The sequence below is a fragment of the Streptomyces sp. NPDC006529 genome (genome assembly GCF_040611795.1).
Taxonomy (GTDB): domain Bacteria; phylum Actinomycetota; class Actinomycetes; order Streptomycetales; family Streptomycetaceae; genus Streptomyces.
On record NZ_JBEXPB010000001.1, the window covers coordinates 38,164 to 59,552 of the forward strand.

20 protein-coding genes and 1 pseudogene are annotated in these 21,389 nt (G+C 73.6%); 12 read left to right on the plus strand and 9 right to left on the minus strand.

Features of this window, described 5'->3' with window-relative positions:
* Positions 1-57 precede the first annotated feature (57 nt).
* Positions 58-2,167: pseudogene (locus ABZY31_RS00185) on the plus strand (restriction endonuclease).
* A gap of 139 nt (positions 2,168-2,306) precedes the next feature.
* Entirely contained in the window at positions 2,307-2,894 is a 588-nt protein-coding gene (locus ABZY31_RS00190; protein WP_356402856.1) for an NAD(P)H-dependent oxidoreductase, read from the plus strand.
* 66 nt (positions 2,895-2,960) lie between these two features.
* Here the strand turns inward: ABZY31_RS00190 and kdpC are convergent, their stop codons facing one another.
* From kdpC to ABZY31_RS00215, 5 genes are all read right to left on the minus strand, one after another.
* Positions 2,961-3,593, minus strand: a complete 633-nt coding sequence (gene kdpC, locus ABZY31_RS00195; protein ID WP_356402859.1) for a potassium-transporting ATPase subunit KdpC — start codon at positions 3,591-3,593, stop codon at positions 2,961-2,963.
* Positions 3,594-3,612: 19 nt separating this feature from the next.
* Positions 3,613-5,724 (minus strand): potassium-transporting ATPase subunit KdpB, encoded by a 2,112-nt coding sequence (gene kdpB, locus ABZY31_RS00200; RefSeq protein ID WP_356402862.1) that lies wholly within the window; start codon positions 5,722-5,724, stop codon positions 3,613-3,615.
* Positions 5,721-7,385 carry a potassium-transporting ATPase subunit KdpA gene (kdpA, locus tag ABZY31_RS00205; protein ID WP_356402865.1) on the minus strand — a complete coding sequence of 555 codons (1,665 nt, stop codon included), beginning with the start codon at positions 7,383-7,385 and terminating at the stop codon, positions 5,721-5,723. Before kdpA ends, kdpB begins: the two co-directional genes overlap by 4 nt.
* A gap of 5 nt (positions 7,386-7,390) precedes the next feature.
* The gene (gene kdpF, locus ABZY31_RS00210) at positions 7,391-7,480 is read right to left on the minus strand and encodes a K(+)-transporting ATPase subunit F (RefSeq protein WP_356402868.1); all 90 of its coding nucleotides are present in this window, start codon (positions 7,478-7,480) and stop codon (positions 7,391-7,393) included.
* Between the two features lie 200 nt (positions 7,481-7,680).
* The gene (locus ABZY31_RS00215; protein ID WP_356402871.1) at positions 7,681-9,915 is read right to left on the minus strand and encodes a SpoIIE family protein phosphatase; all 2,235 of its coding nucleotides are present in this window, start codon (positions 9,913-9,915) and stop codon (positions 7,681-7,683) included.
* Between the two features lie 204 nt (positions 9,916-10,119).
* Between ABZY31_RS00215 and ABZY31_RS00220 the strand changes: the two genes are divergently transcribed.
* The gene (locus ABZY31_RS00220) at positions 10,120-10,953 is read left to right on the plus strand and encodes a SigB/SigF/SigG family RNA polymerase sigma factor (protein WP_356403649.1); all 834 of its coding nucleotides are present in this window, start codon (positions 10,120-10,122) and stop codon (positions 10,951-10,953) included.
* Positions 10,954-10,969: 16 nt separating this feature from the next.
* Here the strand turns inward: ABZY31_RS00220 and ABZY31_RS00225 are convergent, their stop codons facing one another.
* Together ABZY31_RS00225 and ABZY31_RS00230 are read right to left on the minus strand one after the other, a co-directional pair.
* Positions 10,970-11,503, minus strand: coding sequence for an ATP-binding protein (locus tag ABZY31_RS00225; RefSeq protein WP_356402874.1), 534 nt, complete (start codon positions 11,501-11,503; stop codon positions 10,970-10,972).
* On the minus strand, positions 11,496-11,864 hold the full coding sequence (locus ABZY31_RS00230; RefSeq protein ID WP_356402877.1) for an STAS domain-containing protein: 369 nt from the start codon (positions 11,862-11,864) through the stop codon (positions 11,496-11,498). Before ABZY31_RS00230 ends, ABZY31_RS00225 begins: the two co-directional genes overlap by 8 nt.
* A 137-nt stretch (positions 11,865-12,001) precedes the next feature.
* On the opposite strand from ABZY31_RS00230, the gene ABZY31_RS00235 reads away from it, so the two are divergent.
* Both ABZY31_RS00235 and pucL read left to right on the plus strand, forming a co-directional pair.
* Positions 12,002-13,354 carry an aspartate aminotransferase family protein gene (locus ABZY31_RS00235; RefSeq protein ID WP_356402880.1) on the plus strand — a complete coding sequence of 451 codons (1,353 nt, stop codon included), beginning with the start codon at positions 12,002-12,004 and terminating at the stop codon, positions 13,352-13,354.
* Between the two features lie 289 nt (positions 13,355-13,643).
* Positions 13,644-14,561, plus strand: a complete 918-nt coding sequence (gene pucL / locus ABZY31_RS00240) for a factor-independent urate hydroxylase (RefSeq protein WP_356402883.1) — start codon at positions 13,644-13,646, stop codon at positions 14,559-14,561.
* Between the two features lie 18 nt (positions 14,562-14,579).
* Here pucL and ABZY31_RS00245 read toward each other — a convergent pair whose 3' ends face one another.
* Complete coding sequence (locus tag ABZY31_RS00245) at positions 14,580-15,044, minus strand: histidine phosphatase family protein (RefSeq protein ID WP_356402886.1); 465 nt, start codon at positions 15,042-15,044, stop codon at positions 14,580-14,582.
* Positions 15,045-15,281: 237 nt separating this feature from the next.
* On the opposite strand from ABZY31_RS00245, the gene ABZY31_RS00250 reads away from it, so the two are divergent.
* The 5 genes from ABZY31_RS00250 to ABZY31_RS00270 all read left to right on the plus strand — a co-directional run bounded on the left by ABZY31_RS00250 (position 15,282) and on the right by ABZY31_RS00270 (position 17,586).
* A complete protein-coding gene (locus tag ABZY31_RS00250; RefSeq protein ID WP_356402888.1) occupies positions 15,282-15,497 on the plus strand; it encodes a CbtB domain-containing protein in 216 nt (71 codons plus the stop codon).
* Positions 15,498-15,725: 228 nt separating this feature from the next.
* Positions 15,726-16,016 carry a hypothetical protein gene (locus tag ABZY31_RS00255; RefSeq protein WP_356402890.1) on the plus strand — a complete coding sequence of 97 codons (291 nt, stop codon included), beginning with the start codon at positions 15,726-15,728 and terminating at the stop codon, positions 16,014-16,016.
* Positions 16,017-16,257: 241 nt separating this feature from the next.
* The gene (locus ABZY31_RS00260) at positions 16,258-16,881 is read left to right on the plus strand and encodes a class F sortase (RefSeq protein ID WP_356402893.1); all 624 of its coding nucleotides are present in this window, start codon (positions 16,258-16,260) and stop codon (positions 16,879-16,881) included.
* 160 nt (positions 16,882-17,041) lie between these two features.
* The gene (locus ABZY31_RS00265) at positions 17,042-17,365 is read left to right on the plus strand and encodes a hypothetical protein (protein WP_356402896.1); all 324 of its coding nucleotides are present in this window, start codon (positions 17,042-17,044) and stop codon (positions 17,363-17,365) included.
* A gap of 56 nt (positions 17,366-17,421) precedes the next feature.
* Positions 17,422-17,586 carry a hypothetical protein gene (locus ABZY31_RS00270; RefSeq protein WP_356402899.1) on the plus strand — a complete coding sequence of 55 codons (165 nt, stop codon included), beginning with the start codon at positions 17,422-17,424 and terminating at the stop codon, positions 17,584-17,586.
* Between the two features lie 126 nt (positions 17,587-17,712).
* Here the strand turns inward: ABZY31_RS00270 and ABZY31_RS00275 are convergent, their stop codons facing one another.
* Positions 17,713-18,111 carry a hypothetical protein gene (locus ABZY31_RS00275; protein ID WP_356402902.1) on the minus strand — a complete coding sequence of 133 codons (399 nt, stop codon included), beginning with the start codon at positions 18,109-18,111 and terminating at the stop codon, positions 17,713-17,715.
* A 231-nt stretch (positions 18,112-18,342) separates the two neighbouring features.
* Between ABZY31_RS00275 and ABZY31_RS00280 the strand changes: the two genes are divergently transcribed.
* Positions 18,343-19,170, plus strand: coding sequence for a hypothetical protein (locus ABZY31_RS00280; RefSeq protein ID WP_356402905.1), 828 nt, complete (start codon positions 18,343-18,345; stop codon positions 19,168-19,170).
* A 72-nt stretch (positions 19,171-19,242) separates the two neighbouring features.
* Positions 19,243-21,231, plus strand: coding sequence for an FUSC family protein (locus ABZY31_RS00285; RefSeq protein WP_356402908.1), 1,989 nt, complete (start codon positions 19,243-19,245; stop codon positions 21,229-21,231).
* The last annotated feature ends 158 nt before the right edge of the window (positions 21,232-21,389 follow it).

Sequence of the window (21,389 nt, forward strand, 5' to 3'; positions counted from 1 at the left end):
CGTCCAGCCGCTAGGGTTTGCGGGGGTATCGCACGGGGTCGGGGAGGGCCGGGGCGGATGAGTCGTCGTTCCAGTGGACTGGTCGGGATCTGGGCCGAGGCCCAGCGCCAGCAGCAACGCTCGCAAGCCCTTCAGCAGCGGGAGCGCGAACGCCTCCAGCGGTCCCGGGAACGGGACACGGCCCGGGGCCTGCGCGAGCAGAAGGTGGCCTACCGCCAGTACCGGGACGCCGAGGCGCGCCGGCTCACGGAGCAGCTGGAGCAGCAGGTCGCCACCCTCCAGGGGCTGCTCGTCCAGGGCTGCGCCGCGCCCGCCTTCCGGATCGCCACGCTGCGGCGCGCCGAGGCAGGTCGAGGCCTTCGCCCCCGGACAGCTGGCCCATCCCGTGCCGATGCCGGAGCCGCATCAGTTCCCGCCGCAGACCGGCTGGGGCCTCGGGTCGGGCCGCCGCGCGCAGGCCGAGGCCGAGGCGCACGCCCGGTACACCCAGGCCTGGCACGCGGCGCAGGCCGCCGAAACGCAGCGGCAGCAGCAGCTCGCCGCGTACCGCGCCCAGTACGACCGGTGGGCGGGCGGGCAGCTCGGCGAGATCCGCGCGCACAACGCGGGCATCGCGGAGCTGGCGGCCTCGCTGCGCGCGGGGGACCCCGAGGCGGTGGTCGAGTACTTCTCGGCCGCGCTGTACGCGTCCGCGGGCTGGCCGGACGAGCTGCCGCGCGCACTGAGCGCCGCCTACGACCCGGGAGCCCGTCAGCTGGTGCTGGACTGGGAGCTGCCGGGCTTCGACGTGGTGCCGACCGCGAAGTCGGTGCGGTACATGCCGAGCACGGACCAGGACAAGGAGTCCCCGCTCCCGGCCGCGCAGCGCCGGGCGGTGTACCGGGACCTGCTGGCGCAGTGTGCCCTGCTGGTGCTGCGGGACCTGTTCGAGGCGGACGAGTTCGGCGCCCTGGAGTCGGTGGCCCTCAACGGATACGTCGACGACCACGATCCGGCGACGGGCCGGCCCGCGCAGATCGTCCTGGCGACCGTGATGGCGACCCGCCCGTCCTTCGCCGCCCTCCACCTTGCCCAGGTCAGCCCGGTGGACTGTCTGACCGGCGCCCTGCGCGGTCAGCTCTCGGCCCGCCCCGACCAGCTGGCGGCCGTCCGTCCGGCCCGGACTCCGCAGGACGTCGGCTCGGGCGTGGTCACGCACGGGAGCGGGCCGGGGGGCGGTGCGGGGGACGAGGAGCCGGACCTGTTCGCGATGGATCCCATCGAGTTCGAGGGCCTGGTCGCCGAGCTGTTCCGGGCCATGGGCATGCAGGCCGTGATGACCCAGCGCTCCAACGACGGGGGCGTGGACGTCGACGCGACCGATCCCACCCCCATCCGCGGCGGCTCGATCGTGGTGCAGGTCAAGCGCTACCGCAACACCGTGCCCCCGACCGCCGTGCGCGACCTGTACGGCACGGTCCAGGACGCGGGGGCCAACAAGGGTGTGCTGGTGACGACATCGGGCTTCGGGCCGGGATCGCACACCTTCGCCCAGGGCAAACCGCTGGAGCTGGTCTCCGGCCCGGAGCTGGTGGACCTGCTCCACCGGCACGGGCTGCGCGGCCGCCTCGGTGACGGCGGCGGCCGCCCGGTGGCGGCCGTACCGGCCCAGCGCGCCGCCGGGCCGGTGGCGACGGCGGAGCCCGAGTACAACGTCCTCGGCATGTACTGGTCCGGCCCGGTCGCGCTCGACGTGTGCGCCCTGGTCTGCGCGGGGACGCGTGTGCTCAGCGACGAGCACTTCGTCTTCTTCAACAACCACCGCACACCCGACGGTTCGGTGCGCAGCCGGGTGCACACCCCGCCGGACCGGGCCGCGATCGAGGTGGCGTTCGACGACCTCCCCGACCGCGCCGACCGGCTGGTGCTGGTCGCGGCGGTGGACACCGACACCCATCCGCACGCCGACCTGGCCGGCTTCGCGGCGGCCCGGATCCGGCTGCTGACCGCCGACGGAACGGAGCTCGACCAGCTGGAGGTGTCGGACGGCCGCCCCGGGGAGACCGCGCTCGTCCTGGGCTCGTTCCGACGGCGGCCCGGCGGGGACTGGTCCTTCGTGGCGGGCGGCAAGGGCTACCCGGGCGGGCTGGCCGCTCTCGTGCACGACTTCGGCATCGCCACGGAGTGAGGAGGACCGGAACGCCTCAACCGGCGGGCGTGGAGCGATGTTTCACGTGAAACAACGTGTTTCACGTGAAACAGGCAATTGTTTCACGTGAAACACCCGGTCGCCGAGCCAAGATCGACGCGCACGTACCCTCCCTGCCATGGACAACAACGCACCCGTGAACAAGCTTGCCGTCATTGTCGGTTCCACCCGTGAGGGCCGTTTCGGCCCGACGGTCGCCGACTGGTTCACCGCCCTCGCCACCGAGCACGCGGGCTTCGACGTGGACGTCATCGACGTGGCCGCGCTGGAACTTCCCGCCCAGCACCCGAACTGGGGCACCCCGCGCACCCCCGCGCTGGAGCAGCTGTCCGAGCGCGTCTCCGCGGCGGACGCCTTCGTGGTCATCACGCCGGAGTACAACCACAGTTACCCGGCGCACCTCAAGCACTTCATCGACCTGCACACCACGCAGTGGCACGCCAAGCCGGTCGCCTTCGTGTCGTACGGCGGCGTCTCGGGCGGTCTGCGCGCCGTCGAGCACCTGCGCCAGGTCTTCGCCGAGCTGCACTGCGTCACGATCCGGGACACGGTCAGCTTCCACGGCGCCTGGGACCACTTCGCCGAGGGCGGCCGGGCCCACGATCCGCAGGGCGCTGCCGGTGCGGCCAAGACCCTGCTGGACCGCCTGACCTGGTGGACCACCACCCTCAACGAGGGCCGTACGACCCGCCCGTACAGCGCCTGACCCGTGCTCCACCCTGCCGACGGGCCCGGACCGCGATGCGGCCCGGGCCCGTCCGGTGGGAGCGGCTCAGCCGGCCAGGGACTTCAGCGCGATGTTCAGCTCCAGGACGTTCACGCGCGGTTCGCCCATGAAGCCCAGGGTGCGGCCCTCGGTGTGGGCGGCGACGAGCTCTTCCACCCGGCTCAGGGCGAGATGGTTGCGCGCGGCGACGCGGGGGGCCTGGAGGGCCGCGTACGCGGGTGAGATGGCCGGGTCCAGGCCGGAGCCCGACGAGGTGACGGCGTCGGCCGGGACCTGCGAGGGCCGCGGCGCGAAGCCGGGGACCGTGTTGTCCGCGACGACCTTGTCCCGCGCCTCGCGGACCGCCTTGACCAGGTCCGGGCTGTCGGCGGCCTTGTTGGAGGCGCCGGAGACCAGCAGCGCGTACTGGGTGTTGATCGTGTTCTGGCCCAGTCCGGCCGCGGGTCGCGGCTGGAACCAGCGGAGGTCGTCGCCGTAGTCCTGCCCGATGAGGGAGGAGCCGACGACCGTGCCGGTCCCGTCCCTGACCTCGGATCCGTTGGCCTGGTGGCTGAAGGCCGCCTGGGCGATCCCGGTCACGGCGAGCGGGTAGAGGACGCCGCAGACCACGGTCAGGGCGAGCAGCGCCCGCAGCCCGGCGCCGAGCAGGCGGGCGGCATTGCCCACAGAGTTGTTCATCGAAGTCAGCGTTCCTAGTTCAGGCGAGCCCGGGGATGAGGGAGAGGAGCATGTCGATCAGCTTGATGCCGACGAACGGGGCGACGAGGCCGCCCAGTCCGTAGATGCCGAGGTTGCGGCGGAGCATCTTGTCGGCGCTGGTGGGCCGGTAGCGGACCCCCTTCAGGGCCAGGGGCACCAGCGCGATGATGACCAGCGCGTTGAAGACGACGGCGGACAGGATGGCCGACTCGGGCGAGGCCAGGCCCATGACGTTGAGCTTGTCCAGGCCGGGGTGGACCACGGCGAACATCGCGGGGATGATCGCGAAGTACTTCGCCACGTCGTTGGCGATGGAGAAGGTCGTCAGGGCGCCCCGGGTGATCAGGAGCTGCTTGCCGATCTCCACGATCTCGATGAGCTTCGTCGGATCGGAGTCCAGGTCCACCATGTTCCCGGCCTCCTTGGCGGCCGAGGTCCCGGTGTTCATGGCCACGCCGACATCGGCCTGGGCCAGGGCCGGGGCGTCGTTGGTCCCGTCGCCGGTCATCGCGACGAGCTTGCCGCCCGCCTGCTCCCGCTTGATGAGGGCCATCTTGTCCTCGGGGGTGGCCTCGGCGAGGAAGTCGTCGACGCCCGCCTCCTCGGCGATGGCCCGGGCGGTCAGCGGGTTGTCGCCCGTGATCATGACCGTCCTGATGCCCATCCGGCGCAGCTCGTCGAACCGCTCGCGCATCCCCTCCTTGACCACGTCCTTGAGGTGCACCACCCCCAGGACGCGGGCGCCGTCGGCGTCCTCCACGGCCACCAGCAGCGGAGTGCCGCCGGCCGCCGAGATCGCGTCCACCGTCGCCCGGGCGTCGGGGGCGGCCGCACCGCCCCGCTCCTCCACCCACGTCAGGACCGAGGTGGCGGCGCCCTTGCGGACCTTGCGGTGGGCCCCGCCCTCGTCGAGGTCGACGCCGGACATCCGGGTCTGGGCGGTGAAGGGGATCCACTCGGCATGCGCCAGATCGCCCCGGTGGCGTGCGCGCAGCCCGTACGTTCCCTCCGCGAGGACGACGATCGAGCGGCCCTCGGGGGTCTCGTCGGCCAGCGAGGACAGCTGGGCCGCGTCGGCCAGTTCGGCGGCGTCGGCCCCCTCGACCGCCACGAACGCGCAGGCCTGGCGGTTGCCGAGGGTGATCGTGCCGGTCTTGTCCAGCAGGAGGGTGGAGACGTCCCCCGCGGCCTCGACGGCGCGCCCGCTCATCGCGAGGACGTTGCGCTGCACGAGCCGGTCCATTCCGGCGATGCCGATCGCGGAGAGCAGCGCCCCGATGGTGGTCGGGATCAGGCACACCAGCAGCGCCGTGAGCACGATCATCGACTGCTCGGCGCCCGCGTAGACCGCGAACGGCTGCAGGGTGACGACGGCCAGCAGGAAGACGATCGTCAGCGAGGCCAGCAGGATGTTGAGGGCGATCTCGTTCGGGGTCTTCTGCCGGGAGGCGCCCTCGACGAGGTTGATCATCCGGTCGATGAACGTCTCGCCCGGCTTCGTCGTGATCTTGATGACGACCCGGTCGGAGAGCACCTTCGTGCCGCCGGTGACGGCGCTGCGGTCACCGCCCGACTCCCGGATGACCGGGGCGGATTCGCCGGTGATCGCCGATTCGTCGACCGATGCGACGCCCTCGACGACGTCGCCGTCACCCGGTATGACGTCTCCGGCCTCGCAGACGACCAGGTCGCCGACGCGCAGTTCGGTGCCGGGTACCGGCTCCTCCACGCCCCCGTTCAGGCGGCGGGCCACCGTGTCGGTCTTGGCCTTGCGCAGGGTTTCCGCCTGGGCCTTGCCGCGGCCCTCGGCGACGGCCTCGGCAAGGTTGGCGAAGACGGTGGTGAGCCAGAGCCAGACCGTGATGGCCCAGCCGAACCAGTCCGTCGGGTTCATCAGCGCGAGCACGGTCGTGACGACCGAACCGGTCAGGACGACGAACATGACGGGCGAGGCGATCATGACCCGCGGGTCGAGCTTGCGGACGGCGTCCGGGAAGGACGTCAGCAGCTGCTTCGGGTCGAAGAGGCCGGCGCCGGCCCGCCCAGGGTCCGGCGCACGGTCGGCGGGGGCGTCCTGGTGGGGCGCGCGGGTGGGGGTGGCGGTGCTCATGAGGCGAGCCCTTCGGCGAGCGGGCCCAGCGCCAGGGCCGGGAAGTACGTCAGTCCGGTGATGATGAGGATGGCGGCGACCAGCAGGCCGGTGAACAGCGGCTTCTCGGTGCGCAGGGTGCCCGCGGTCGCCGGCACGGGCCGCTGCCCGGCGAGCGAACCGGCCAGCGCCAGGACGAACACCATCGGAAGGAAGCGGCCGAGCAGCATCGCGAGGCCGATGGTGGTGTTGAACCACGGGGTGTCGGCGCTCAGGCCCGCGAAGGCGGAGCCGTTGTTGTTGGCGCCCGAGGTGTAGGCGTAGAGGATCTCGGAGAAGCCGTGCGCACCGGCGTTGGCCATCGAGGCGCGCGGCCCGCTCAGCGCCATCGCCACGGCGGTGAAGCCGAGCACCAGTACCGGGGTGATCAGGATGTAGCAGGCGGCGAGCTTGATCTCGCGGGTGCCGATCTTCTTGCCGAGGTACTCCGGGGTCCGGCCGACCATCAGGCCCGCGATGAACACGGCGATGACGGCCATGACCAGCATGCCGTAGAGGCCGGAACCGACGCCGCCGGGCGCGATCTCGCCCAGCTGCATGCCCAGCATCTGGATGCCGCCGCCGAGGCCCGTGTAGGAGGAGTGGAAGGAGTTGACCGCGCCCGTCGAGGTGAGCGTGGTGGCGACGGAGAAGATCGCCGAGGCGCCCACGCCGAAGCGGGTCTCCTTGCCCTCCATCGCCCCGCGCGCGAGCTGCAGCGCCGGCCCGTGGTGGGCGAATTCGGTCCACATCATCAGCGCGGTGAAGGCGAGCCAGATCGTGGCCATCGTCGCCAGGATCGCGTAGCCCTGGCGGACGGAGCCGACCATGCGCCCGAAGGTGCGGGTCATCGCGGACGGGATCAGCAGGATCAGGAAGATCTCGAAGAGGTTGGAGAAGGGCGTCGGATTCTCGAACGGGTGGGCCGAGTTGGCGTTGAAGTACCCGCCGCCGTTGGTGCCCAGCTCCTTGATGACCTCCTGGGAGGCGACCGCGCCGCCGTTCCACTGCTGCGAGCCGCCCGTGAACTGGCCCACCTGGTGGATCCCGGAGAAGTTCTGGACCACGCCGCAGGCGACGAGGACGAGGGCTCCGAGGACGGCGACCGGCAGCAGGATCCGGACGGTGCCGCGCACCAGGTCGGACCAGAAGTTGCCCAGTTCACCGGTGCGGGACCGCGCGAAGCCGCGGACGAGCGCCACCGCGACGGCCATGCCGACCGCGGCCGAGACGAAGTTCTGCACCGCGAGGCCACCGGTCTGCACGACGTGGCCCATGGCCTGCTCGCCGGAGTACGACTGCCAGTTTGTGTTCGCCACGAAGGAGACGGCGGTGTTGAAGGCCTGGTCCGGCTTGATCGACGAGAAGCCGAGCGAGCCGGGCAGCACCCCTTGGAGGCGCTGCAGGCCGTAGAGGAACAGGACGCTCACGGCGGAGAAGGCGAGCACCGCGCGCAGGTAGGCGGGCCAGCGCATCTGCGCGGACGGATCCGCGCCGATGGCCTTGTACGTCCACCTCTCCGGCGCGTAGTGCCGCTCGGAGGAGTAGACGCGGGCCATGTACTCGCCCAGCGGGCGGTACGCGAGGGCCAGGGCCGCGACGAGCGCGAGCAGCTGGAGCACCCCCGAAAGAACGGGACTCATCGGAGCTAGAACCTCTCCGGGAACACGAGGGCGACGACCAGATAGCCCAGCAGTGCGAGGGCGACCAGCAGGCCCACCACGTTTTCGGCGGTCACAGCCTGGTCACCCCCTTGGCGACGAAGGCCACCAGCGCGAAGACCGCGACCGTGGTGACGACGAAGGCCAGATCGGCCATCGTGAGCTCCTGAGGTTCCGGGGACGACATGCGGACACCCCGAGTGGAACCCCCCGGCAGGCCCCCCGAACGCCTCCTTGACGGGGCCCATACGCCCCGGAAGGCGCCCTTTACGCCTCTCTAACGCCCAGCGCCCGGCGCGGGCCCCGCGGCCGCACCGGGCGCCGCGCCCGTGCGCGGTACCCGCACCACCACCAGGCTCGTGTCGTCGTCCGTGTCCCCCGTGACCGCCGTCAGCAGCGCGTCGGCCATGACCTCCACCGGCCCGGCGCCCACCCGCTGGGCGGCCCGGCGCAGGGCGGCCAGGCTCCGGTCCATGCTCATGTGCCGCCGCTCCACGAACCCGTCCGTGTACAGCAGCAGGGTGTCCCCCGGGAGCAGGCCCAGTTCCGCCTCCTCGTAGACCGGCCCCGGCACCGCCCCGAGCAGCAGGTTCTGCGGCGCCTCCAGGATCCGCGCCCGTCCCTCGCGCAGCAGCAGGACGGGCGGATGGCCGGCCACGGCCCAGCGCAGCGACCCCGCCACCGGGTCGTACACCGCGCACACCGCCGTGGCCGTCGGACCGCCCCGGGTCCCCAGGGTGACCTCGTTGAGCCAGCCCATCAGCCGTCCCGGAGCCGCCCCGGTCACCGCGAGCCCGCGCAGCGCGTTGCGGAGCACGACCATGCTGGTCGCCGCGTCGATGCCGTGGCCCGCGACGTCCCCCACCGCGACCAGCACCCGGCCGTCCGGCAGGACCAGCACGTCGTACCAGTCGCCGCCGACCAGGTAGTCCTGGGAGGCCGGCCGGTAGCGCACCGCGAGGTCCAAACCGCCCGCCGGTTCGGCCGCCGAGGGCGCCTCGGGCACGATCGCCCGCTGGAGCTGGAGCACGAACCGGGCCCGCGCCGTCGCGTCCTCCTGCGCCGCCGACAGCGCGATCTCGGTGCGGTGCTGGGCGGAGACGTCCTGGTAGACCCCGGCCAGCCCGGTCAGCGCGGCCCCCGACAGCAGCGGCTCGGCCGCGATCCGCACGTGCCGGACCCCGCCGTCCGCCCGCACCACGCGCACCAGCGCCCGGTCGCCGCGGCGGCCCTCCACCAGGGCCGCCAGCAACACCTCCAGCAGCGGTACGTCCTCGGGGTGCAGGCGCCCGCCCAGCCGGGTCAGCGGCACCGGCGGCGCGTCCGGGTCCAGCCCGAAGAGCGTGTAGGTCTCGCGGCTCCAGCGCACGGCGCCCGTGAGCAGGTCCTCCTCGAAGGAGCCGACCCGCTCCAGCCGTCCCAGCACCCGGGTCAGGGCCTCGCTGCGCAGGGCCGCCGCCTCCCACAGCACGGCCGCCCGCCCCCGGCCCAGCGGCAGTACCCGTACGTCGTCCAGCCCGCCCACCCGGCCCAGCCGCTGCGGCTCGATGCGGTCCAGAGCGGGCGCGATGGAGCTCCAGGCGTACGGGAACACCTCGGCGGCGGAGCGGCCCACCGGGCTGCGCACCGCCCCCAGCACCGTGCGCGCGGCCGGGTTCGCGTACTCCACCCTGGCGCCCGCCCCCAGCAGCACCGCGGGGCCGCTGGCCGGCTCCAGCAGCGCCGCCTCCGCGGCCGGGCCCGCGGGCGTCTCGGCGTCGCCCAGCAGCGCCCCACAGGGCTCGCACAGCAGCTCGGCGGTGCGCCGGATCCGCTCGTCGGGCTCCTGCGCGGTGTCCCACACGCACAGCGCGACCCCGACGACGTGCCCGTGGCGGCGCAGCGGCAGGACCGCCCGGGTGCCGCTGCCGCCCGGCAGCCAGTCGTCCACGCCCCACCAGGCGGCGCCCTCCCACAGCACCCGGTGCAGCGGGGTGTCCGGCGGCACCCACTGCCAGTGCCGCGCTTCCTGCGGGCCCGCTCCGGCCTGCCCGGCCAGGGCGAGGCAGTCGGTGCCGGTGCGCCGCCAGAGGTAGAGCGTGCGCACCCCGATCCGGCGCAGCCCGCCGTCCAGCAGGGTGACGGCGGCCTCCCCCGCGGTGTCGGTGGCCAGGACGGCCGCCGTGGCCCTGCGGATCCGCCGGGCCTCGGCGGGGACCTCGGCGACGAGGGACTTCGCGGCGGCGTTCAGGATGTCGGCGGCCAGGTCACCGGCGCTGAGACCGGTGCTGACGGCCAGCTCCAGCAGGTGGTCGGCGGCCTCGGCGGGGGTGACCCGGAGCTGGTCGACGAGCACGCCGGTGGCCAGGTCGAGCAGCCGTCTGCGGGCCCGGTCCTCGTGCAGCCCGGCGACCTCGGCGGTCAGTGCCGAGACGGCCGCGGCCAGGGCATGGTGGACGGCGCCGCGCCCGTCGTGGTCGCCGTCACCGTCGCCGCCGGCGCCGCGCGTCTCCCGGCTGCTGTCCCGGCTCATGTCCCGGCTCCCGGTCCTCAAGGGTCTCCAGTGTGCTCCCTCCGGGCCCCGGGGGCGTGCCGCCCGTCACCCGTACGGGTAAGCCCATCGCCCACCGGGTATATCGAACAGGTCAGCTCGCACGACGGCCGTGCCGCGATCAGGCAGTGCGACCATCCGTCGGAGGAGCACCACATGCTGCGAACAGATGACCGCGACCAGCTCATGGAGGGCATCCCGGAGGAGCCGCTCAAGGTGAGCACGGCCGACGCGAGGACCCTTTCGGTGACCTTGTTCGACCGGCTGCGGGCCTTGGAGGAGGGCACCGCCGAGTACTCCTACGTCCGCAACACCCTCGTGGAACTGAACCTCAGCCTGGTCAAGTACGCGGCCCGCCGGTTCCGCGGACGCAGTGAACCCCTGGAGGACATCATCCAGGTGGGCACCGTCGGACTGATCAAGGCGATCAACCGGTACGACCCCGGGCGCGGGGCTGAATTCACCACCTTCGCGATGCCCACGATCACCGGTGAGATCAAGCGGTTCTTCCGCGACACCAGCTGGGCCGTCAAGGTCCCGCGCCGTCTCCAGGAACTGCGGCTGGACACCGCCAAGGCCCAGGACGCCATGGAACAGGACCTCGGGCGCTGTCCCACCGAGGAGGAGCTGGCCGAGCGCCTGGACGTCACCCCAGAGGAACTGGCGGAGGGCCGCAAGGCCGCCGTCGCCTACTCGGCGCGGTCCCTGGACGCGCCGGTGCAGGGCGAACCCGAAGGGGAGTCCTTCGACAGCCAGCCCGTGCTGCGCGAGGACGAGGACGCGTACGACCGCATCGAATGCCTGGAGTCCCTCAAGCCCCTGCTGTCGGTCCTGCCCGAACGCGAGCGCGCCCTGCTCGCGCTGCGGTTCGGCGAGGAGCTGACCCAGTCCGAGATCGGCGACCGGCTGGGCCTGTCCCAGATGCACGTGTCCCGGCTGCTCACGCGCACCCTGGCGCGCCTGCGCACGGGCCTGCTGGAGGACGCGCCGGACGCCGCCGCGGGCAGCGGCAAGAGCTAGCAGGGAGCAGAACTCTTTACGCGGAGGGCGGTAGGAGCGGTGAGGCCACCTCGGCCCACACGGTCTTGCCGCCCACCACCTCGTTGCGTTCCCAGCCCCATTCCCGGGAGAGCCGCTGGAGGACGACCAGCCCGTGTCCGCCGGGGACGGACGGGTTGCCCGGGGAACGGCGGCGGGGGTGCTCGGGGCTCCCGTCGCTGACCTCCATCCGCAGACCGTCCGCGCTGTGCCGCAGGACCAGGCCCGCCGGACCGCCCGCGTGCAGGCAAGCGTTGGTGACCAGCTCGGAGACCATCAGCAGGACGTCCTCGGCCGCTTCCTCGACCTCGGCGCCCGGCTTGGTCCCCGCGCCGCCACCCGGCTCCGCGTCCGCGTCCGGGGCGAGCCAGCGCCACTCCGTCAGCGCGTGCCGGGTGAAGTCGCGGCACCGGGTGACCACACCGGCCACCGGTCCGCCCAGCACGAGCCGCCGTGTCTGCTCGGGGATGGGCTCGGGCCCCCCGGCCCGTTCATCCACCGCGTCCGGCCGCAGCCGCTCGGGATCAGCCACCGGTCCCGCCGCCTCCGTCGTGCGCCAGGGCCGCGGCGAGGTCGTCGTGGACGAGGAACACCCCGTCGGCCCCGGTCGTGCGGAACATCCTGGCCACCGGCTGCCGCAGGCCGGCCAGCTCCAGGCGCGCACCGGTCTCCCGCGCGGCGAGCCGGGCCCGCAGCAGGGCGTTGAGCCCGGTGGAGTCGCAGAAACGCAGCTCTGCGCAGTCAACGAGCAGCCGGGTCCCGTCATCCCGGGTCAATGCCGCCTCCAGGGCCGCCCGCAGGGGGCCCGCCGTGTCGTGGTCCAGTTCACCCGCCAGCGCGAGGACGGTCGCGCCCTCCACGTGGGTCGCCTCGACCGAGAACCGCTCCGCCATCACCCGGCCCACCTCCCGTCGCCCACCGCCTACCCCGCCACCCGGGGCTCAATCACCGCCGCGACCCCGCGCGGCGGGGCGCCGCACGGCGTCCCCTCCGCCCCTCCATCCACATCGTGGACAACTACGCTCGACTCATGAACGCAGCAGCCGCCCGCGCCCGTGACGCCGTGAAAGAAGCCGACCGGAAGCACGTCTTCCACTCGTGGTCGGCCCAGGAGCTGATCGACCCGCTCGCCGTGGCGGGGGCCGAGGGCTCGTACTTCTGGGACTACGAGGGCAACCGCTTCCTCGACTTCTCCAGTTCGCTCGTCTACACCAACATCGGCTACCAGCACCCGAAGGTGGTCGCCGCGATCCAGGAGCAGGCCGCCCGGCTGTGCACCCTGGCCCCCGGCTTCGCGGTCGACGTCCGCTCCGAGGCCGCCCGCCTGATCGCCGAGCGCACCCCCGGCGACCTGGACAAGATCTTCTTCACCAACGGCGGCGCCGAAGCCGTCGAGAACGCCGTCCGGATGGCCCGGCTGCACACCGGCCGCGCCAAGGTCCTGAGCACCTACCGCTCGTACCACGGCGCCACCTCCGCCGCGATCAACCTGACCGGTGACGCCCGCCGCTTCGGCAACGACACGGCGACCGCCGGGGTCGTGCACTTCTGGGGTCCCTACCTCTACCGCTCGCCCTTCCACGCGGAGACGGAGGAGCAGGAGTGCGAGCGCGCCCTGCGCCACCTGGAGGACACCATCGTCTTCGAGGGCCCGCAGTCGATCGCCGCGGTCATCCTGGAGAGCGTCGGCGGCGCCCCGGGCGTGCTCGTGCCGCCGCCCGGCTACCTCGCGGGCGTGCGCGCGCTGTGCGACCGCTTCGGGATCGTCTTCATCCTGGACGAGGTCATGGTCGGCTTCGGACGCACCGGCACGTGGTTCGCCGCCGACCACTGGGACGTCACGCCCGACCTGCTGTGCTTCGCCAAGGGCGTCAACAGCGGCTACGTACCGCTCGGCGGCGTCGCCATCTCCGGCGCCATCGCCGAGACCTTCGCCCGCCGCCCCTACCCGGGCGGGCTGACCTACTCCGGGCACGTCCTGGCCTGCGCCGCGGCGGTCGCGACGATCACCGCCATGGCCGAGGAGGGCATCGTCGAACAGTCGGCCCGCACCGGCGCCGAGCTGCTGGGTCCGGGCCTACGGGAGCTGGCGGAGCGCCACCCCTCGGTCGGGGAGGTCCGCGGGCTGGGCACCTTCTGGGCGCTGGAGCTCGTACGGGACGCCGGGACGCGCGAACCGCTCGTCCCCTACGCCGCCTCGGGCGCGGCGGCGGCCCCCATGGGCGCCTTCGCCGAGGCCTGCAAGAAGGGCGGCCTGTGGCCGCTCGTCGCGGGCAACCGCCTGCACGTCGCGCCGCCCTGCACCATCGGCGCGCAGGACGTGGCCAAGGGCCTGGCCGTCCTCGACGAGGCCCTCGCGGTGGCGGACGCGCACATGGCGTGAGCCGCCGGGCGGGGCGCGGGGGCGTGCTGTGCGGTCGCCCAAGGCAGGGGTGCCGGTTCTCGGACGATCCGTACGGGGGAGAACCGGCCGCGTGCGTGCTGCAATCCCCACAGCGGCACAAGCACCTACGGACCGGGATGCACGTCAGTCCCGGGGCGGCCCCGGAGTCGATCCGGCGGCCGAACGGCGGGGAGCGGCGCGTCCGGGGCACCGGGCGGGCGCTGGACGCCGGGCGTACGGGATCCAGAACACCGGACTCCGTGTTCCCGAGTACCCGAAGGAAGTCAGCATGAGCAAGTACGTCCTGGGCCACAACCAGTACGGCAAGGCCGAGAACCGCATCGTCAAGGTCACCCGCAAGGGGAACGACGGTTCGTGGCACGAGATCCGCGACCTGAACGTCTCGGTCGCGCTCCGCGGGGACTTCCGCGACGTCCACCTGAGTGGCGACAACGCCCACTGCCTGCCGACCGACACCACCAAGAACACGGTGTACGCCTTCGGCAAGGAGCACGGGATCGACTCCCCGGAGGCCTTCGGCATCCGGCTCGCCAAGCACTTCGTCTCCTCCCAGGACCCGATCCGCGAGGCGCAGATCCGCATCGAGGAGTTCGCCTGGGAGCGGATCCCGGTGCCCACCCGCAGGAAGCAGCACTCCTTCGTCCTCTCGGGCCGGGAAGTGCGCACCGCGCAGGTCACCTACAGCGAGACGACCGGCCTCCAGGTCATCTCGGGCCTGAAGGACCTGACCGTCATGAACTCGACCAACTCCGAGTTCCACGGCTACGTGAAGGACGAGTACACGACCCTGCGGGAGGCGTACGACCGCATCCTGGCCACCAAGGTCACCGCCCGCTGGGCGCACTCGGCGCTCGCCGCGGACGACCCGGAGCACGACTGGGACCGGTCGTACACCAAGGTCCGCACCCACCTGCTGGACGCCTTCGCGCAGACGTACTCCTATTCGCTCCAGCAGACCCTGCACCAGATGTGCGAGCGCGTGCTCGACCACTGCCCGAGGGTCAACGAGGTCCGGCTGAACCTCCCCAACAAGCACCACTTCCTCGTGGACCTGGAGCCCTTCGGCCTCAAGAACGACAACGAGGTCTACTTCGCCGCGGACCGGCCCTACGGCCTCATCGAGGGCACCGTGCACCGGGAGGGCGTGCAGCCGGTGATCGCCACGAGCGACTGGATCGTCGCCTGAGGCTCCACACGCGGGGGCTCACGGCGTTTCCTCGGCTCCGCTCCGGCCGAGCAGCAGGTTCCAGCGGCCGGAACGGCCCGTCAGTTCCGTGACGGTGCGCGGCCGGACGTCGAGCCGCCAGAAGGCCGCGTGCGGCAGCTCCAGCGCGTGCACGACGGCGGCGCGCACGACGGCCTGCTCTACCTCCAGCCGGTGGCGGCCCCCGTCCAGCGCGGCCAGGGCCGCCCCCACCCGCTCCGTCAGCGCGGCCACGGATTCCCCGCCCGGGGGCGCGTAGCGCGGGTCCGTGAGCCAGTCACGGACGCCGGCCGGGTCCTCGGCGGCCACCTCGTCCAGGGTCCGCCCGGCCCACGCCCCCGTGTCCAGGCCGCGCAGCCCCGGGTGCCCGGGGCAGGGCGCGGCGGACCCGAACCGGCCCTGCCGGGCGGCGAGGTCCAGCTCGGGGGTGACGAGGAGCAGGCGCACGGGCGCGGCGGAGGACATGGAGCGAGGGTAGAGCGCACGGCCGGGGGCACGGGACGGCGCCCACGCGCCGTGGTGTTCCGACCACGCGCGCGGTACGGTCGCGGACGACATGACGACGGTATGACGGAAGTACCGGTGAGAGTCCGGCACGGTCGCGCCACTGTGCATCCTCCCGCGAGCGGAGGTGAGTCAGACCCGCCACCGTCGTCAAGAGCACCACTGACCGGGACGCGCGTTCCCCCTGGAGGTTCTGCCATGGCCCACTCCGCCGTGCCCACGACGGCTCCCGCCGCCGCCCTGCCCGTCTCGCTCAAGGAACTGGCCCCCTGGGCCGTGTTCGTCGGCGTCCTGATGCTGGTCCTGCTGTACTTCGTCGGCGCCGAGCAGGGTGCCACCGCGGTGTTCCAGGGCGACTCCATTCACGAGTGGATGCACGACGGCCGCCACCTCCTCGGCTTCCCCTGCCACTGACCGGCGCGGCACGGCACGGCGCAGGGAAACTAACGTGAACTCCCATTCGCCTTCCGCTGTTCCGACCGGTTTCGCTCGCCCTCCAGGCGACGCTGTGGGCGGTTTTCGGCCTCGGCTTCGGTGTTCTTGCCGAACGCCTGCTTGTTCCGTCCGCCGGACGGAAGGAAGCTGGTCGGCCTACGAGTTGATCGGCCGATCGCCTCGGTCGTCACGACGGAGGGCCCCGGCATGGATACGGCGACACGGCAGCGGCAGGCCGGGCAACGGCAGGCCCCGCGTCCGCAGGGTTGGCGCCGGCCGGGCTGGACCGGCGCGGCGCCCCTCTGGGTCAACGTGCCGCTGTTGGTCGCGGTCCAGTTCTCCGACGTGACCCTGCTGGCGCAGATCGGCGTCATCACGGCACTGGCCGCGATCGGCGGGCTGGCCCGGCACCTCTGGTACGGCGACTACGGCCACCCGGCCGTCCATCTGACCGCCGCGCTCCTCGGCGCGGCGGCCGTGGCGTCGGTGCTCACCTGACCCCCTCACCCGGCCGGGCCCCCGCTCGCCCTTCACCCGTTCGGGGGCATGCCCACCCACGGCTCCCACCTGCCTCCGCACCGCCCGCGAGCTGCGAAGACTTCCTCCTGACGGTTCAACACGCAGGTGACACCTCATCAGGGACCGGTCGCGCACACGGTAGTGACAGGCGGACGGGGGTCCACTGCTCACGGGATCCCGGCCGCCCCCGCCCCGGCCGGACTCAGGAGGAGGGATTGCCATGCACCGTCCGAAGTGGATCGCCGGCGGACTGACGGTGGCGCTGCTGTGCACCGGCCTCGTGCTGCTGCGGAACACCGATGGCGCCGGGGGAGGCACCGGCGGAGCCGGAGCCGCCGGCGCCCCCGCCAAGGCCCCGGCGGAGGGATTCCCCTCCCGGGCCCTCGGCCTCTCCGGTCACCGCCGCCTCGTCGAGCAGCTGGAGGACGGACGCGAGGAGCACGCCGGACACGGCGGGGGCCGCGGCCCCCGCAGGGGCGCGGGCCGGTCCGCGCCGTTGTCGGCGGCCCGCCCGCTGCGGCTGCGCATCCCGGACCTCCGCGTCGACCTCCCGCTGAGCGCGGGGGCGGCGGGTGACGCGGTCGGCTGGGACGTGGACAGCCCGACCCCGGGCTCGGCGGGCACGGCCGTGGTCTCCGGCGAGAGCGCGATCCTGCCCCTGGGCACGCTGCGCAAGGGGCGGACGATCGAGATCACGCGGGCGGACGGACGCACGGCCGTGTTCACGGTCGATCACATCGGCACCCCCCGGGCGACCGGGACGGGCAGGCGCGCCGAACTGCGCGTGGTCAACGGCGAGACCAGCGTCCACGCCCACCTGACGGGAGCCCGGCGCAGCCGGTGACCGGAGGCGGCGGCCCGGGGCGGCGGCCCGGGGCCGTCGTGCGGTAGCCCGTGGGGGGTGTGTTCGTCAGCCGATCGGGGGCTTCTCGGGCGCCGCGGGGGCGCGGCCCGGCGCGCCGGGGCACATCCCGGGCATGAGCGGGACGCGGTACGCGCGAACGGTGCGGACGCCACTGGCGAGGGCCCTGACGGTGGTCTGCGTCGTGCTGCTCTGCGCGTTCGGCTCCGGCGCCGTGGCCCCCGTGGCGGGCGCGGACCCCGCGCCCCGGCCGGCGGCGGCCGCCGAGCCCGCGGAGACCGACCCGGGGGCGGACCCGGAGGTCCGGGCGGCGCCGCGGCCCTGCGTGCGCGGGATCGCACCGCGCCGGACCCCCGCGCCGGGCGCGCCGGTGGCCGACGTACCCGCGGCGCGCGCGTCCCGGTACGGGAGCGGGGAGTCGGCGCACGGGCCCCGCACGGTGCGGAGTGTGGTCCTGCGCTGCTGAGCGGGCCGAGCAGCAGCGCACTCCCCCACTCCTGTCACCCCCTGTGAGGTTCCGCCATGCCCATCGACCCCTTTGCGGCCCTGAACGCCATGCTGCGCGCGGAAGCGGCCCGTTTCACCGTGCCGCCGCCGTCCCCGAAGCCCGCCCCGGAGCGGGCCGACCCCAGGGCCGACCCCAGGTCCGGCGCCGAAGCGCCGACGGAGCCGACGCCGGGCAGCTGAACGGCAGCGGTGTTTCACGTGAAACGAAGCCGGTCGTTCGCGGACGCGGTGTTTCACGTGAAACACCGCGATGCGCAAGCCGTCTGACGGCCTGAGCGCGAGCCCTGACCCGTCCCGCGGGACCGGTCAGGGCTCGCGCGTGTGGTATCGGTAGAACGCGGCCACCGCAACGCCCGCGCCCGCCGCCAGGGCGATGCCGCTGGACAGCAGCACGCTCTGGCCGCCGAGGCTGTACAGGTAGCCGAGCGCGATGCCGGTGAAGACGCCGTACGCCGCCGCCCGGACCTCCCGCGGCAGCCGCGGGCCGACGCGCGCCAGCGCGAACAGGCCGGCCGCGAAGAGCACGCCGCACAGGATCCCGTAGAAGACGTTGCCCGCGTCGACCGGGCCCGTCTGCCGCTTCATGAAGGCCGCGTAGACGCCGTAGACCAGCCCGAGCGCCAAGGGCACGGCCAGGGCGGCCCTGCCCGTCTGCTTGAGGTCCGCCGTGTACCGCGCGCGGGCCGTGGGTGCCGCATGTGCCATGACCGGGCTCCCTCTCTGGGATCGGAGCGGACCCCGGTGACGGATGCTTCCGTCGGAGCGCGGCCCGCTTCCTCACCCTCAAGGGCACACCCGCCATCCGGACCGGGCAACTGGATCACGCGGCGGGAACCGGTTCGGCCGCCACCGCACGGGTGACGTCGCCGCGACCGGGCCACCCGTGCGCAGCAATCCCGCTCGCGCCCCCGGCCCCACCTGGCATTCCCTGGTGACGTGCGCACCTTCCTCTCGGCCGTGCTCGTCGTGCTCGTGGCACTCCTCGTGCCGCTGGGCGCCGTCGCGTACTGGGCCGACCGCGACCTGGGCGACGCCGACCGCTACACCGCCGCCATGTCCCCGCTCGCCGGGAACCCGGACGTGCAGCACGTCGTCGTCACCCAGGCCGGCCGCGCGCTGGCCGGACAGATCGACGCGGGCCCCTTCCAGGGCGGCGTCGAGAACCTCCTCGGGGAGGCCCTGCGCTCCTTCACCGGCACCCCCGCCTACCGGACCGCCTGGGACGCGGCCAACCGCGCCGCCCACGCCGCGTTCCTCCAGGCGCTGACCACCGGCAAGGGCGACGCCCTGACCATCGACCTCGCGCCCATCGTCGAGCAGGTGAAGGGGGAACTGGTCGGCGACGGGGTCCCCCTCGCCGACCGGATCCCGGTCTCCCACCTCACGGTCAAGGTGATGGAGTACGACAACCTCGGCGCCCTCCGGAGGGGTTTTCGCATGCTCCAGATCGCGGGCGTCTGGCTCCCGCTCCTCACCCTGGTCCTCGCCGTCGCGGCGGTCGCCGTCGCCGCGCGCCGCCGCCGCGCCCTGATCGCCGTCGGCGCGGGTCTCGCCGTCGGGGCCGGACTGCTGTGGCTGGCCGTGCGGATCTGCCGCGGCCTCACCCTGGACGACCTGCCGCCCGATGTGGACCGGCCCGCGGCGGCGGCGGTCTTCGACGCCCTCACCGCCTTCCTGCGCACCACCACCTGGGCGCTCCTCGCCCTGGGACTCGCGGTGGCCCTCGCCGCCTGGCTGACCGGGCGGCTGCGCCGGACCCCATAAGCTCGGACTCGTACACAACGTCCCAGGAAAGCCCCAGAAGAGCCGATTCGCGAGGGGCGGTACGGAAGCGGCATGAGCAGCGAACAGATACCGTCCGGGCGGACCCGGCCCCATCCGCTCGCCCCGCCCGAATGGCTGCTCAAGGGGCTGCGGCCGAGCACCGCACCGGTCCCCTGGGCCGCCGCGGCGCGCGCCGGGATCGCGATGGCGGCTCCGCTCGCCGCCGGGTTCGCCCTGGGCGAGCCGGAGTACGGTGCCCTCGTCTCGATGGGCGCCCTGTCCGGGGTGATCGGCGACACCGCCGACGCCTACCGGATGCGGATCCTGAACATCGCCGTGCCGCAGGCCTTCGGCGCGGTCGGCGTGGCCCTGGGCACCCTGGTCTTCGGCCACGGCTGGCTCGCCGTCGGCGCGCTCACCCTGGTCGCGCTGGTCTCCGGGATGATCTCCTCGATCGGTACGATCGCCTCCGTCTCGGGTCTGCTGCTCCTGCTCAACGCCGTGGTCGGGGCCGGGCTGCCGATGCCCGAGCCCTGGTGGACGGCGCCGCTGCTGCTCGGCGCGGGCGGCCTGTTCGTCCTCGTCCTCACGCTGCTCGGATGGCCGCTGCGCGGGCGGCGCCCGGAGCGGGCGGCCGTCGCGGCCACCTACCGCTCGCTCGCGGAACTGCTGGAGAGCGCGGGCGGGCCGGAGTACGAGGAGCGGCGCCAGCAGGTCACCCAGGCGCTCAACCAGGCCTACGACCTGGTGCTGGCCCGGCGGGCCCGGGTGCACGGACGCAGCGGCTCCCTGGTGCGCATGCTGGCGCAGCTCAACGTGGTCATCCCGCTCGTCGAGGCGGCCCCCGCGGCCCACCTGCGCGGCCGCCCCCTGCCCCCGGAGGTCCCCGCCGCGGTGCGCTCGCTGGCGGCCGCCGTCGAGGAGGGCCGCACCGGAGCCGTCGTGCTCGACCTGCCCGAGCCGCACGGCCAGTCCGAGCGGGCGGTCGACTCCGCACTGCGGCACGCGGCGAAGATCGTGCACCTGGCCGAGCCGGAGCCGCACAACGTGGACGACCGGCTCGGCCGGCCGGCCGCGCTGGGCGTCCGGGCCCGGCGGGCGGTGCGCGACATGGCGCTCTCCAGCGCCTCCTGGCGGTACGGGCTGCGCCTCGCCCTGTGCATCGGACTGGCCCAGGCCCTGGTGTCGGTGGTGGAGATCGAGCGCTCGTACTGGGTGGCCCTGACCGTCACCTTCGTCCTGAAGCCCGACTTCGGCTCGGTGTTCTCCCGCGCCGTGCTGCGCGCGCTGGGCACCGCGGGCGGGCTGGTCGTCGCCGCCGCCGTCCTCTCCGAGGTGCCGCGCGGCTGGTGGGACGTCCCGGTGATGGTGCTGCTCGCCGCGCTGATCCCGGTCTTCTCCGCCAAGGGGTACGCCTTCCAGACCGCCGCCATCACGCCGGTGATCCTGCTGCTGTCGGACCTGCTCAACCACCAGGGCTTCGACCTGATCAGGCCCCGGCTGCTGGACAGCCTGATCGGCTGCGCCATCGCCCTGGTCGCGGGCTACCTGCTGTGGCCGGAGAGCTGGCACACCCGGATCGGTGACCGGCTCGCCGACACCGTGGACGACGCCGCGCGCTACGTCGAGCGGGCCTTCGGGCCGCACGACGGCACCGAGGCCGGGCTGCGGGCGGCCCGGACCGCCCGGCTCCAGGCCCGGCGCCGGATCTACCGCGACCTGTCCGGCGTGCGCAGCGAGTTCCAGCGGGCGCTGACCGAGCCGCCGCCCGTGGGGGCCCGGGCCGCGGCCTGGTGGCCGCTGGTCGTCGCCGTGGAGCGGATCGTGGACGCCACCACCGCCGCCCGGGTGCGGGTCAACCACGGCGCCGAGCCCCCGGGTCCCGCGGAGGTCGCCGCGGTCACCACCGGCTTGCGCGCCCTGGCCGCTGCCGTCCGCGCCTCCAGCACCCCGCCGCGGGTACGGGCTCCATGGCCGGACGCCGTGCCGGCGGGCTCCGTCCTCTCCCCGGTCCAGCAGGAACTGGCGGCGGCGCGCGCCATCGCCGCCCCGGCGTCGTAGGAAGATCACCGCGGCCTTCGCCAACGCGGCGGACGCGAGCGCGGTGACGGCGTCGCCGCCGCTCATCGGTGAGCCGGCGCCCGGCAGTTGACCGGACGGCGGCCGCGGGCACCGGCCGGTCCGCCGGTCCGCGGATGAACGGAAGGTGAACGGCGCTC